This window comes from Brachyspira intermedia PWS/A, assembly GCF_000223215.1.
Lineage (GTDB): Bacteria > Spirochaetota > Brachyspiria > Brachyspirales > Brachyspiraceae > Brachyspira > Brachyspira intermedia.
In genome coordinates this window covers 3271264-3287195 of the sequence record NC_017243.1, presented here as the reverse complement: position 1 = coordinate 3287195, position 15932 = coordinate 3271264, and the positions used below count along the sequence as shown (strand labels likewise).

Sequence of the window (15932 nt, the reverse complement as noted above, 5' to 3'; positions counted from 1 at the left end):
AAAAAGTAAAGGGTTATTATATTATATTTGATTTTTATTATCAAGCATTAATCAAGTGATAATTTAGCTATAAATATAATGAAATCTTGGGTGGGTTCTAAAATTTCTAAATACGCATTAAAACTCATTTTGACAAAATATATTCATTCTAGTATAATAAAATAAAAAAAGAGATATCATATATGCAAGAATTATTTTTATTTCCAAATTATAAAGCAAAAAATAATTATCTAAAAGATCGTTTCAAAAAATATACTTTGGATATAACCAATTATCAAACACTGCATCAATACTATAGAAGCAGTAAAGAAATGTTTTTTGAAAATTATAAAATAGATAATAATGTTCAGGATATAGATGAATCAATATCAATAATCAATATTCATAATATATTATTTCAGTATAAAGAAAAAAATAAAGAAGCATTAATATCAAAACAAAATACAACTTATGAATTGGCATATACTTTATATAAACTTATAGAGGAAATAACATTAGCCAAGTTTTACGGATTTAAATTAGAAAAGTACAATAATCTTAAAGATATAAATGCAATAATAAATCTGTATAAAGAATACAATAAGGAAAATAATTTATTAGATGAATTTGATATTTTCGAGCTTTTTATAAAATCTATAGAAAATAAGGAATTAGAATTTTTAAATACTTATGAATCTATAACGATTTATAATTTTGAAAAAATTCCTCCTTTGCATTTGATATTTCTTGAATCTTTAAAAAAGCATTATAATAAAAATATAAAAGTTGTAATGCCTTATGATATGGAAAAGCATTTTAATAATTATAAATCATTCTATCAAGGTATTGATAATTTTGAAATAAATGAAACTTCAAATTTTGCTAAGGCTTTGATTGGAGAAAATAAGGATATAAATAAATATAAAGATAAAATAAAGTTTATATCCGGATTCGGTGCTAAACAAGAAGCTGACACTGTTATTGATGAGATAATTAAACTTATAGAAAGTGGAGTTAATCCTTATGATATAGGAATAATATTTTCAGATATTCAATCATACAGCGATATTGTTTCAAGCAGATTAAAAGAATGTCAAATAAAATTCAATGAAAGAAGAGCCAACTTTATATGGAAAGTTCCTATAATACCTGTGCTTACTTCAATATTTTTAATATTGGATAAGTATAATGGTGAAATAGATGTAGATACTTTAATAAAAATATTATCTTCTGCATATATAAAACTTGATGGTGTTAATCCTTATAATATAAGAGATTTGATTTATTCTTATGAGCATTTTAACTCCATAGAAATATTTTCAAAAATGTCTTTCAAAGATTTTAAAAATAAAATTTCTAAGAAGTTTGAATATAATGAGGCTTCAAAATCTATAGCGGAATTTTTGGATTTATTAAATAATCTTGTATCAAAGAAAAGCTATAAAGAAATAGGGCTTGCATATATAAATATTTTGAATTTTTTAAATATAGGAAACATAGAAAATACAAAAGATTCAGAAGAATTAGATAATATTTATGATAAAAAAAATGAATATTTCTATAGAGATAATGAGGCATTAGCTTTATTCATTAATCTTATATTGGAAATAGCATATACAGAAAAACTTGAAAATATAGATAATCAGGATATAAGCCATTTTGATTTTCATTCAGCTTTAAATACAATTTTAAGAGACAAATCTATAGGCGAAGATGAAAATAGAGATATAACTCTTACAGTAAGTAATTTATATGATGCCAGAGGTTTAAAATTAAAACATATATTTATATTAGGAATGAATAATGATTTTATAAATAGAAGACCTAATGCATTTTTTATAAGTGCCAAATTTAGAGAGGCAATAAATAAAGAAAATAAAAAAATAGTTTTCAATACTCAAAGCTATTTATCAGATATTCATTATGCTTTATTTTTAAATATATTGTCTTCAAGTTATGAGGATAGTAATATTTATTTTTCTTTTAGATTTAAAGATGAAAAAGGAAATTTGGAGATACCATTTTATTATCTAGAAAATCTTTATAGAGAATTATATAATGAAGATTTTAAATTTGAAAGTTTAGAGAAAAACGGACTCATATACAGAAAAGAATATATACAAAGAGAAGATAATATCCATACTGATAAAGAAAATCTTATGAGCCTATTTTTATATAATGATATAGCTTATAAAATTGATAATGCAGAAAGTATTATAGACCTTGTTTATCATAAGCAAAATAAAAATATACATCATGATTTTAATAACAATGAAGATATAAAAAATTTCTTTTTGAATATTTTAAAAGAGAAAGTATCCGTTACAACTTTACAGGCTATAATGGAATGTCCAGCTAAATTCTTCTATTCAAGATTATACTCAAAAGAATCTGTCGAGTCAAAAATACAAGGCATAAATTATATGGATAGAGGAAGTGCATATCATAGATTCTTTCAGAATTTCTATGAGGAAGTTAGAAATCAGTATTCAGATGAAGGATGCCATTTAATAGAAAGCGAATTTAATAATTACTGCAATATAGCAAATCAGGTTGTAGAAGATCATATAAATAAATTAATAAAGTCTTATTCTTCAAAGGATTTGGAAGAGAAGTATTTATTAGAATATAAATTTGATTTAAATGTTATAAGAGAAGAAGCATTAAATGTTATGTCATCTTTCATAAAAAAAGAAATCATAAATAATAAATTGAAAGAAGAAGATGAAGGAGCTTTCTATATACCAAAATATTTTGAAGAAAAAATAGGAGATGAAAAAGATTTTGTAATATATAAAAATAAAGATTTATCTATAAAAATAAGAGGTATAGTTGATAGAATTGATTTAAGTTACTCTGATAAAAAACATAAAAATATAAATGGTGTAAGAATAGTTGATTATAAGTCAAGTTATAAATTAGAAAAGCCTAAAGGCGAAACTCAAAAAGATATTATAAGAGAAACAATCAGAATATATTTACAGCCTATTTTATATTTAAAATATATACTTAGTGAATATATTAAAAAGAATATAGAAGAAAAAATAAAGCATTGTGAAGTAGTATTTACAGTATATAGGGAAAAAGAAGTTATAAATGAATCTCAGCAAATTAATCAGATGTATAATGACAGAGATATGCTTTTATCTATATGCGGGTTTATTGACAGTGAATACAATTTAACTGATTATTTTGATGAGGTGTTTAATAAAATTTTAGAAGGAGAATTAGTTTATATATCCAATATCACAAATTGTGCCAACTGTTATAATGCTCCTTACTGTGAAAAAGTATATAGAAAAGATGACGATGAAAGTTAAAGCAGTAAAAAATAATAAAAAAGGAGCTGTTATTTACAGCTCCTTTTATTTTATCAAAACTTAAATTACCATTTAAGTACGAATTCTGTGTAAATCTCTCCATCTTTAATAGATTTAGTAATTTCCATAGTAGATCTAATATGTGTAAGAGATTCAAGTAAAAGGCTAGCCCAAGCAAGTACAGCAAGCTCAATAACTTCAGGATCATCATTGAAATTAGTAAGATGAACTACCAATAATTTTTTTCTAGCTTTAATTAACTCTATTCTAGCCGGATCAAATAAATCAGTGAATATATGTTCAGCAGCATAAGTCAAAGCGAAATGCTTAGGTACAAAGAAAAGTAATGGTCTAATATATTTAGGTATTATTTGATGGTAATGGTATTCTGAAATTTCCTTAATACCTGTATTAGCACCAGCATAGAATAAATCACATACCAATTTATAAGGTTTATGGAATGAAGTCATATAAGGATACCATTCTTTACTTGATATTTCATTTTTAAATATTAAAGAAGATGAAGGCTCCATTGCAGTTACCCATTTCTGATATCCTTCTTCTCCGAATTTTGTTTTTATGAATTCTTTTAATATTATTAATGTAATACCTTTAACTCTTTGAGTAACAGTATCTTTCTTAGTTTTAATATCTCTAATTCTATATTGAGATATTTCTGATTCGAGTTCTGATAATAGTTTGTTATTATCATTTGCAAATTTATTCATAACATTTGCAGAAGTAGAAAGATCATTGGAACTGTCAGAAATATTTACTACACTAGTATGTATAGACTCAGATATAGTTTTGAGCTTATTCATAGTCTTAGATGTAGAAATAGAAATATTATTAAGAGATTCAAGACTGTTTCTTATATTTCCAAGTTTATCAGCCATATCAATATATTGAGTTTTAATATGATCACTTGATTGAGAAATTTTAGTGATAGAGTCTACTATCTCATTAATAGCCTTTAACTGTTCTACAGAAGATACATGCACAGTATCCATAATCTCTGTAACTTCCTGTACATCTTTTGTAAGTATATCAAATTGCTCTGTAGATTCTGTCAAATCATTAGTAGTGATAATGATTTTTTCTTCGATGTTTTGAAGAACTTTATTAGCATTATCAGCCTGCTCGTTAGAAACCTCAGATAATTTACGTATTTCTTCAGCAACTACCGCGAAACCTGAACTATATTTTCCGGCATGTGCAGCCTCAATAGCAGCGTTCATAGCCAAAAGGTTTGTTTGATGTGCGATGTTTCTAATAGAACTTACGAAATTAGAAATAAATCCTAAAGCATTTCTTAAGTCTCCTGTAGCCATAGAAGTAGCCTGCATCTTCTCTTTACTTTTTACAGAAGCCAATGACAAGTCTTTAGCTTTATTTGTAGCTTTAGAAATAATAGCATCTATATTTTCTATAGTTTTGCTCATTTCCTCTACTGAGGCAGCTATTTGTTCTATATTTTCACCTTCTTCAATGATTTTACTTTGAAGTTCTCTAGTATCTTTTTCAACTGAATCAATATTGCTAGTATTTGAAGCTATATACTCCTGCATATTTTGGTTACTGCTTTCTACTAATTCTACCTGATTCAATTCATCATTAACATTATTTTTAATAACTTCTATATTATTGTTGATACCATATATTATTTCTAAATTATCACTAATTTTTTGTGAAAGAGTATCACTTTGTTTTTTAGAAGTTAAAATAGTTCTTTTTACACTTGAAAGTACTGACTGAAGTGAGTTATTCAAAAGCCCAACCCATTTAGTCATCTCTCCTATTTCATCGCTTCCTGAAACAGCAGGTATTTTTACAGTTAAATCTTTATTATCAACAGAATTACCTATAGCATCAGATATTTTAGTAATAGAACTGAATAATAATTTGATGAAGAATATAATAGTAACTATTGCCATTAAAAATGCTATTATTATAGTATAGAATATAGCATCATTCATATCTTTTATTTGAGCAGTATAATATGAATTAGGTATAAGCATTACTATATTTATAAGTCCTGCTATATTAGCAACATAAGCTTTACATAAAGTATTATTTATTTCTATATTATCTGTTTTACTAAATCCTGCAGTTAGATTAGAATTAAATACTTCATAGTATTGAGGATATAATATATCTAATCTTCCATTTACTATATCAGGGTTTTTTGAATTAATGATAGCTGAATTTCTTTTATCAATTACCATTATATCGGCACCTTCTATATTAAGAATATCTTTTATATTCTCTGTAGAATAATTGAAAAGAACTCCTACATTTGCAATACCAACAATTTTTTCCTCATTTTGAATATCTGGTATTGTAGAAGCTATATTGAATGTCATTCCAATATGAGGGCCTTCATTAATCATATATGGTTTCAATATTTGTCTGCGTAATATACTTTTGTATGTTTGTCCATAAGTATTTGTCAAAACATCCCACATAGCTTTGTTTGTGGTATTTACTTTTGTGAATTCTTTATTGAAAGTGGAGTATCTGTATAGAGTAAAAGGTTCATTTCCATCAGCTATAGCATTAGGGTGAAATAAAACGCTAACAATTCTATTAAAATATAATTGAGATTCATTTACAGTAGCGGATAAGAAATTTTTAAAGTATTCATCTCTATCATCTATAGTAAAATTTTTAATATTGTTGTAAACAACTGAAAGTGTTGTAGAAATTTTGGCAGATTCTTCTCTTGCTGAAAGTATATTATATTCAAATTCTTTTTCTATTAATCTAAATCTATTATCTAAACTTCTTTCTATAACAGTAGAAAAAGTTTCCGTATTTAAAGTATTACTTAAGAAATTGGTGCTGAAAGCCACCAAAACCATAACTCCAACTATTATTAAAATTATACGAATCTTTATACCCATTTCAAAATGCTCCTGTGTAGTTAATATCGGCATTGGAAGTATATATTTTAAAGAATTAATATCTATAATATATTTAAAACTAATAGCTGTAAAGGGATATCGATAAAAAAGTATAATATTTTTTATTATACTTTTAAATTTTAAATATAAAAATAGGCGGCATCTAATTTATTTGATACCGCCTCAAAAAATCTATATATTACTTACACACCCATTCTATTTATTACAACATCTAAAAGCTGATCCATAACACTTACAACTCTAGCAGATGCATTATAACCATGCTGATACATAGCCATTTGAGCAACTTCTTCATCTAAGTTAACACCTGATACGGATTGTCTTAATTTTTCAAGATATTCCATAACAACAGTTTGTTTTTCTGTTTCAGCATTAGCCGTTTCTGTTCTTGAAGCTATTTTAGCAAGACTTCCTGTATAGAAATCATTGAATGTAGATTTGCTGTCTACCATTATTTCTTTAGTTTTCAAATTAGCAATAGCCAAAGCATTAGAACCATCGCCTATACCATTCCATTTATCATTGAAGCCGTTACCTGTAGTATCTATACCTTTAGAAGCTGCTATATAATTTACATCATTTCTGATAATATCATTAACAGCGATAGCTGCAGCAGGGTGTCTGTCAGGTGTAACTGTAAAGTTTCTGAAATCTCCTGCTAATTGGTTTACTTGATCTATTGTCTGCCAATTATAAGCACCAGCGGCACCAGACTGATTCAATACTCCAGTTATTCCTACAAGGAAATCACCGGAATCTTGTATATGTTTAATGAAATATGAAGGCTTCATATAATCATCAAAACCTCTTGCTTTAAGAACAAGTCTGTTTTTATCATCTAAATAAGCTGAAACATTAGCTTCGCTTGAGTTGATTTTATCTATTAATTCTCCCACTTTCATTTGAGCAGTATAATCTATAGCAACATCGGCACCTTCTCTTGATTTATTTCCGAATACTAAAGTTCCGCTACTTCCTATACTTGCGGTAGAATCTACTGAATTAACACCGCTTACTTTGAACATTATAGTAGAATCTTCCTGTCCATCATTATTAATATCAAAATTACCTATTACGGAAGGAGTAGTTTTTGTAACAGTAAAGAAATCAATACCTGTTTCCTGATTAAGTCCGAAACCGCTTCTATGAACTTCGTTTACGCTGTCTGCTAAATTCATAGCGAAAGTATCTAAATCATTAATAGCATCAACAGTATCAACATCTCTAAGCTCTAATAAAGCCTTTAATTCTCCGCCTTCAAACTGAACTTGAACATGATCTTTTTTCCAATAAATATCATACATTCCTTCATTATTGATATTTTTTTCAGCACTTAATTCGCTTACTACATTTCCCTGAACTAAAGCTCTTCCGCCTATATAAATCATAGTTTCATCAGGGTCCATAGATTTTATATCAACATTAGCAAGAGAAGAAAGCTCATCAACAAGTAAATCTCTTCTATCTAATAAGTCATTAGGGCTTTGTCCCAATGCCTGCTGTTTTACAATTTCAGTGTTTAAATCTTTTATAGAATTAGCTATATCATTGATTCTATTAACTTTATTTTCAACTAAGTTGTTCAAATTATTACGCATACCGTTCATTTGATTGAACATCTGATTAATAGAATTATTGATTCTGTCGGCCCTCTCTACAAGCACCATTCTAGTGCCTCTTTCAGTAGGATTAGCAGCCATTTCCTGCCAAGAATCCCAGAAAGCATCTAAATCGCTTCTTAAATTTGCATTGCCGGGCTCATTATATATAGCTTCTAATTGCTTTAAATAATCCGATTTTGTTTTCCAATAACCGTCAGTACCAAGCTCCATCATTATTTTAGAGTCAATGAATTGATCTCTTATTCTCTCTACTGTAGTTATTTCAGCACCCTGTCCTATTTGACCGGCACGTTCAGCTCTATTCAAACTAGGGGCTTCTAAAGGCTTATCGAATGAACGCATTACCACTCTTTGTCTGCTGTATCCTTTAGTGGCAACATTATTTATATTATGACCTGTAACTTCCAAAGCTGTTTTGAAGTTTTGTAATGATCTTTTACCTAATTCTATACCGAAAAATGAGCTTGTTGACATTATTATGCTCCTTAAAAAAATAATTTGCTTCTAATTAATTATTAGAATTATCGTATTTACAAAAAAAATTATTACATTTTTTTTATTATTATTGTAACAAAAGGTAACATAATAAAAAAATGGCATATATGTTTTATGTTTATACTTTTATTAAAGATTCTTCATTTCCTTCTGATGCTAACAGGTATCTCATTCTATTTATCTTTCTCATTTATTATTCTCCAAAATTATAATATAAGTATAGATAAGATTAATTTTTAATATCAGTTAAACAAATTCTTTTTATAAAATAAGCCTAAAACAATATATTTTTTTAGTATATATTTTATTTGATGAAATAATTTTCTTAATTGACAGGTTTTGGTATAGTGTAATTTTTAAGGACTAAATTCTGAATAATATTTTATGAGTTAAAATAAATATATATAATTACTGAATAATAAAAAAATATGCCAGCAAAATTTAAAAAATAATAGACCATCTTTTAAAAGACAGTCTATTATTTTTTCATTATAATTTTTATTTTTCAAAAAATTTATACTTTAAAGAAGCTCATAGCATTAACCAATTCTTCAGCCTGATTAAGCAAAGAACTAGATGATGCAGAAGTATGTTCTACTAATGCGGCATTTTGCTGAGTTACTGCATCCATATCTGTTATTGCTTTATTAACCTGTTGAACTCCGGATTGCTGTTCTAATGCTGTTGTACTTATATCTTCCATGAGTTTTGAGGTTACATCTATTTTATCTTGAATATCTTTAAATATCTCCTGTGATTCTCTTGCTGATTCTGTGGCTTTAGTAATTTTTTCATAAGCATTATCTACTAGGCTAGTAATATCTTTTACTGATGATTGAGTAGTCTGTGCCAAATTTCTTACTTCAGAGGCTACTACCGCAAAACCTTTACCTTGATCTCCGGCACGAGCTGCTTCTACTGCGGCATTAAGAGCAAGTATATTAGTTTGGAATGCTATATCTTCTATTATTTTTGTGATGTTTTTTATTTTTGTACTAGCTTCATTAACTTCTTCTATATTTTGAACAGTATCTAAAATTATACTTCCTGCATGCTCAATAGATGCTTTTGAGTTTATCATCATTTTATTTCCGTCTACTGATTTATTTGTAGATGATACTATAGTTGAAGCCATCTCTTCCATTGATGAAGCTGTTTCCTGCAAACTAGATGCTTGGGTATCTGTTCTTCTTGATAAATCTTCGCTGTCTTTTGAAAGAGCTCTTGCACTATTAGTTATTTCATCAGCAGAAACTCTAACTTTCATTATAATATCAAGCAGTACATCACGCATATTAAAGAAAGAATTAGCAAGCATACCTAATTCATCATCTCTATTAATATTCTGATGTTCATAAACCAAATTACCTTGAGATATTTCTTTGGCAAATAATACAAGTGAAATTAATGGTTTTGTTATAGTCTTTATATAAAGAGCAACTACAAAGCAGGCTAATATTATAAAGAACGGACCTATTGTAGATGTTCTAAAAATTATACCTCTTATATCTTTATAAATTTGACTGTTATAATTTGCAAATATAACAGACCAAGGCATTATACTAATATTCTTATAAGCAGCAGAACGTTTATTTTTATCATTTCCAAACACATAAGATTCTATAAGACCTTCTGATGTAGTCTTTGTTATATCATAAACTTGAGGTAATGAAGTGCCTATTCTGTTATGATCGGATGAAAGCATGATAATACCCTTATCATTTGCTATTGTTATATCGCCGTCAAAGTTAATATTATCAATAAAATCTTTATTGACTTTTCCTAGATCTATATTTATGTAAATAATACCTATTAAATTTCCTTGAGAATTAAATAAGCCTCTGCAAAGAAGTATAGCTTGAGAATCTTTTGCGATGGTATTGGCATAAGTTCCGTTATAATTATTTGCTTTTAATCTTGTAAATAATTCAGGATCAGAATCGAATATAGATGTACCTTCAAGAGAGGCATTATCACTATCAGATATTATTTTTCCATTAACATCTGCAAGTCCCATATTAAGAGCATATCTATTTACAGAATTAAAGTCTTTTAATCTATTTATGCTCTGCTGTTTTACATTAACATCATTAGTATAAAGTATATTGAATACGGTTGATGATTTAGAATAAGTGTCAATAGCGAGCAGTTGTTCATGAAGCACCATATCTACCATAGAAGCATATCCTGAAACTGTAGATTTAAATCCATTCAATGTTGCTCTTTTTACTGCTCTTGTAGATGATAATACAGAAAGTGTACCCAATATAAGAATTGTAATAAAAATGATAATACTTATAATGAAAGGAACTTTAAAAGATAAACTCTTCATTTTTCTCATACATATAAACCCTAATGAAATTTTGTTATTATTTTTAAAATAATTGTTTTAATATATATTTTATTCGAATAATTTGAATATAAAAATAAAAAAAATTGTAATTTTTTATAAAAATTATATTTTATGCTATTTATTCAATATGAAAGATGAAAATATAAAATAAAAGGGTTACTTCCTTACATTAGGAAATAACCCTTAAAAATCATACTGAAATTATCAAACTTTAAAGAAGCTCATAGCATTAACTAATTCTTCAGCCTGATTAAGTAAAGAGTTAGATGAAGCTGAAGCCTCTTCTACTAATGCTGCATTCTGCTGAGTTACTGTGTCCATATCTGTAACTGCTCTATTAACTTGCTCTACACCTTCATGTTGTTCTACTGCTGTTGAGCTAATATCCTGCATTATTTTTGCTGTATTTTCTATTTTTTCTTGAAGCTCACTGAATATATCTTGTGAAACTCTTGCAGATTCTGTGGCTTTATTAATTTTTTCATAGGCATTGTCTACCAAAGTAGTAATATCTTTTACTGATGACTGAGTAGTCTGTGCCAAATTTCTCACTTCAGAAGCTACTACCGCAAAACCTTTACCCATATCTCCAGCACGGGCCGCTTCAACTGCAGCATTAAGAGCTAATATATTAGTTTGGAAAGCAATATCTTCTATTATTTTAGTAATATCTTTAATCTTAGTGCTTGCATCATAAACTTCTTCTATATTTTTAGTTGTATCAAGTATTATTTCCCCTGCATTTTGAATAGCCTCTCTTGAATCTATCATCATTTTATTACCTTCCAAAGACTGATCTGCTGATGATTTTATTGTAGAAGCCATTTGTTCCATTGATGAAGCTGTTTCTTCCAAACTTGCTGCCTGTGCTTCTGTACGTTTTGATAAATCTATACTTCCTGTGGAAAGCTCTTTAGCATTCATTCTTATTTCATCTGCTGAAGTTCTTACTTTAATTATAATATCTGAAAGTCTGTCTCTCATATCAAAGAAAGAGTTTGCCAATACTCCAAGCTCATCTTTTCGTTTTATATTTCTATGTGTAGAAGTTAAATCTCCATTAGAAATTTCTCTGGATATTAGAACTAATTCGTCTAAAGGTTTTGTAATGCTCTTGATATACATAAATATTAATACAGTACATAATATTATAAATAGTGGTCCTATTATTACAGTACGAAGAATTGTATATTTTATTTCTTTGTATATCTCACTATCTGATTTAGCAAATACAACAGTCCAAGGCATTATATTAACATTTTGATAAGCGGCAGAGCGTTTACCTTCATAACCCTCATAAGTATATGATTCTATTATGCCTTCTTTTTTTGTTTTTATTATATCATAAACTTCGGGTAAGTTTCCGCCTATTCTTTTATTATCTGATGATAATATTATATTACCATTATTATTAGCTACTGTTATTCTTCCATTAATTTTCAAGCTGCTTATAAATTCATCATTTACTTTTTGCAAATCTAAATTAATGTAAACTAATCCTATTATATTACCTTGAGAATTCTTAATTCCTCCGCAAAGAAGAAGTGCCTGTCCTCCTGTTGTAGATGATATGCTTGGTGAATTATCATAAGTAAATTTATAGTTATTAGCTTTCATTTGTGAAAATAAATCTTTATGAATTTCTGCTATAGATGCTCCTATAAGTTTAGGGTTAGAGCTGTCAAGTAATACTACACCATTAATATCAGCAAGTCCAACATTTACTGCATAAGTATTTACTGAAGCAAAATCTTTTAATCTTTTTTCTGCCTCATTTCTTACAGTTATATCATCTATATTTATAATTCCGTTTGCTAATGTGCCGGACTGAGAATAAGTTGCTATTGCTAATAACTGTTCATGAAGAACCATATCTATCATATATGAATATCCTGATACTGTAGAAGAAAAACCTTCTAAAGCTGATTTTCTAATAGCTCTTGAAGAAGACCATATAGAAATAGAAGCTAATGAAGCTATTGTTATAAAAATAATAGAACTTATTATAACTGGAATTTTGAAAGATAAACTATGTATTTTTTTCATTGATAAAAACCTCTATATATGATTAAAATTATTTACTTGTAATTTAAATTAAGAAATATGTTTATCAGATATTGACAGTATTAATCTAACAATAAAAATTATGTTGTCAAATTTTTTTTGAATTTTTTTAAAAAAATAAAAAATTTTTTTGATTTTTTGAGAAATTTAACTGTTATTTATATAATAAAAAATACATATTCTACATTTATATATGGTGAAAAATATCATATTTGATAATTTTTTAATTAATTCTATTGTGATATGATTAAATATTGTATATAATAATACTTCTAATAAAATTTCTATTAATATAAAAAATATAAGGATTTTTTATGAGTAAGTTTTTAAGTGATAAAGCTAAATCTATAGAACCATATACTCCAGGTGAGCAGCCCAAAGATAAAAATTATATAAAATTAAATACAAATGAATCTCCATATCCTCCTTCACCAAATGTGAAAAAGGCTTTAATAGGAAGCAGTTTTGATGATTTGAGACTTTATCCTGATCCTAATGTATCAGATTTGAAAATAGAAATTGCTGAACTATACAATGTACACACAAATAATATTTTTGTAGGAAACGGCTCTGATGAAATATTAGCCTTTTCTTTTATGGCTTTTTTTAATAAAGGAGATAAAGTTTATTATCCTAATATCACATACAGCTTTTATTCTGTATATTCATCTCTTTTTGATTTAAACGAAGTGAAAATACCATTGAAAGATGATTTTAGTATAGATATTAATGATTATAAAAATTTGGATGCCGGTATATTTATAGCTAATCCTAATGCTCCTACGGGATTACTTCTTACTTTATCACAGATAGAAGAAATTATAATAAATAATAGAAATAATATAGTGATAGTAGATGAGGCGTATATTGATTTCGCTGAAACAGAAAGTGCTTATAAACTTGTAAATAAATATGATAATCTTTTAGTCATACAAACTTTTTCAAAATCTAGAGCATTGGCGGGAATTCGTTTAGGCTTTGCTATAGGTAATGAAAACCTTATTCAGGGACTTAAAAATATTAAATATTCTTTCAATTCTTACACTATTAATAGGTTTTCTATAATTGCAGGAATTGAAGCTATAAAAGATAATAATTATTTTAAAGATACTGTAAATAAAGTTATAAAAACAAGAGAAAAAACAAAAATAAGATTAAAAGAATTAGGATTTAATGTACTTGATTCTAAATCTAATTTTATATTTATATCACATAAAAATGTATTTGCCGAAGATATTTATATGAAATTAAGAGATAATGGTATATTAGTAAGATATTTTAAAAACGATCTTATAAATAATTATATAAGAGTAACTATAGGTACAGATGAAGAAATGGATATTTTTGTAGAAAAGATAGAAAATATAATAAAAAATTGAATAATAATGTGATAATTAATAATCAAAATTAAAAAAATTATTTAAACTTTTTAGTTTTTGTATATACTATTATATTATAAAAAATTGGATAAAAAACCGGATAAAGAATATGAGCGATACTACATTATATATTATAATAGCAACAATATTTATTATTATATTAATATCTACAATTATAATGATAAAAAATATATTCAATAAAAAAGTTCATAAACCTTCAAAAAATACAAAGAAAAAGATGCATGAACTAAGAAAGATAGTTTCATTAAATCCTAAAGATTTAGATTCTTTATATGAGTTAGCTCTTATAGAAGAAGAATATCAGGAATTAACAGGGGCATTGCCTAAATTTGAATTACTATTAAGTAAAAGATATTTTAAAGATAATAATATTAATGAGATAGAAATATATAAAAAATTAGAGTCAGGATATAATCAGCTTGAAGACAAAGAGAATAGTTTTAAATATGCGATGATGATATCCAAATTAGAACCTAATAATATAGATTATGCTTTAAAAATAGGTAATGTTTTGGGGCAGGAAGGAAAATATAAATTAGCTTCCGAATATTTTAATAAAGTGATAGTATCAAAAGAAAATATAAGTATAGAAGAAGCTAGAACTGCAGCTTTGTCATTTTTTATGATTAAAGATTATAAAAAATCTATAATATTTTTAGAGGAGTTATATAAAAAAATATTAAATGATAAAGAAATAGATATATTAGAAATTTATAATATTGAAATATTGCTTGTATCTTTATATATATCCGCAGATGAACTTAATATAGCAATTACATTTTTAGAGCAAATATTATCTAATAGGAATATAAGTGAAGATCATAAACTATATGTTAATAGAATATATATGTACATATTATATAAACTTTCAGATAATGATAAATTTATTTCTAAATATAATGAATTAAGAACTTATTATAAATTAGATGAAGCTAAGAAAGAATATGCGGCATTAATATTTGACTTTGCATTTTATGCTTATTTCTTAAAAGATATAAATACTTCTATAAATTATTTTACAAAATTAAATTCTTTTCATATGCTTGAATATAGCGTTTATTATTTAGATCAAATATTAGAGTATCTTAATGAAGTTAATAAGGCATCTATTCAATTAATAAAATTAAGAGGTGATGGAAAATTTAATAATGAAAAATATAAGAATGAAAATTATGAAAAATATATAGATTCTGAATTAATAGATATATGGGAATTAGTATTAAGTTTATGGCAGGGTACATTTATTAAATTTGATCATATCACTTCAAATGCTCCGAATCCTGAAAATAAAATAGATATAGATAAAATATTGTCCGAACTAAATGCTGCTAGGGAAAATGATAGCACCAAAAATATTAATTTAAATGAAATAGATAAAATATATTCTTTAAATTTAAGTAATTTTAAAAAACTATGTAAGAATTTGATTCAAAATAAATTATCATATTCTATACTTCAGGAATATACTGATAATGTAATAAATTATAATTACGGAGATGAGGTTAATTATTTAGCGTATCATGTAACAAAAAGCCGAAAAGACTTAACATTAATTTCTATAAAAAGATGGAAAAATACAGAGGTAGGGGAGCTGATAATAAGAGATTTTTTACTTATGGTAAATGAATCAGGAGCAAAAAATGGTATATTGATTCTTCCTGTAAGATTATCAAATAGTGCAAAAAGCTATGCAAAACATAACGATAAAATTACAGTTTATACAAGAAGTCAATTTAATTCATTTTTGAAAACTAATTTTGTAAATTAAACTAATA

7 protein-coding genes are annotated in these 15932 nt (G+C 26.3%); 3 read left to right on the top strand and 4 right to left on the bottom strand.

The features are described 5' to 3' along the window. Positions 1 to 182: 182 nt before the first annotated feature. Complete coding sequence (locus BINT_RS14290) at positions 183 to 3299, top strand: PD-(D/E)XK nuclease family protein (protein WP_014489275.1); 3117 nt, start codon at positions 183 to 185, stop codon at positions 3297 to 3299. 65 nt (positions 3300 to 3364) lie between these two features. Here the strand turns inward: BINT_RS14290 and BINT_RS14285 are convergent, their stop codons facing one another. From BINT_RS14285 to BINT_RS14270, 4 genes are all read right to left on the bottom strand, one after another. Continuing rightward, entirely contained in the window at positions 3365 to 6202 is a 2838-nt protein-coding gene (locus tag BINT_RS14285) for a methyl-accepting chemotaxis protein (RefSeq protein WP_041177534.1), read from the bottom strand. Positions 6203 to 6405: 203 nt separating this feature from the next. Further along, on the bottom strand, positions 6406 to 8319 hold the full coding sequence (gene flgK / locus BINT_RS14280) for a flagellar hook-associated protein FlgK (protein WP_014489273.1): 1914 nt from the start codon (positions 8317 to 8319) through the stop codon (positions 6406 to 6408). 535 nt (positions 8320 to 8854) lie between these two features. Then, a complete protein-coding gene (locus BINT_RS14275) occupies positions 8855 to 10681 on the bottom strand; it encodes a methyl-accepting chemotaxis protein (protein WP_041177533.1) in 1827 nt (608 codons plus the stop codon). A gap of 216 nt (positions 10682 to 10897) precedes the next feature. Next, positions 10898 to 12739, bottom strand: coding sequence for a methyl-accepting chemotaxis protein (locus tag BINT_RS14270; protein ID WP_014489271.1), 1842 nt, complete (start codon positions 12737 to 12739; stop codon positions 10898 to 10900). Positions 12740 to 13071: 332 nt separating this feature from the next. Between BINT_RS14270 and hisC the strand changes: the two genes are divergently transcribed. Further along, on the top strand, positions 13072 to 14136 hold the full coding sequence (hisC, locus tag BINT_RS14265; RefSeq protein ID WP_014489269.1) for a histidinol-phosphate transaminase: 1065 nt from the start codon (positions 13072 to 13074) through the stop codon (positions 14134 to 14136). A gap of 109 nt (positions 14137 to 14245) precedes the next feature. Continuing rightward, on the top strand, positions 14246 to 15925 hold the full coding sequence (locus tag BINT_RS14260; protein ID WP_014489268.1) for a restriction endonuclease: 1680 nt from the start codon (positions 14246 to 14248) through the stop codon (positions 15923 to 15925). The last annotated feature ends 7 nt before the right edge of the window (positions 15926 to 15932 follow it).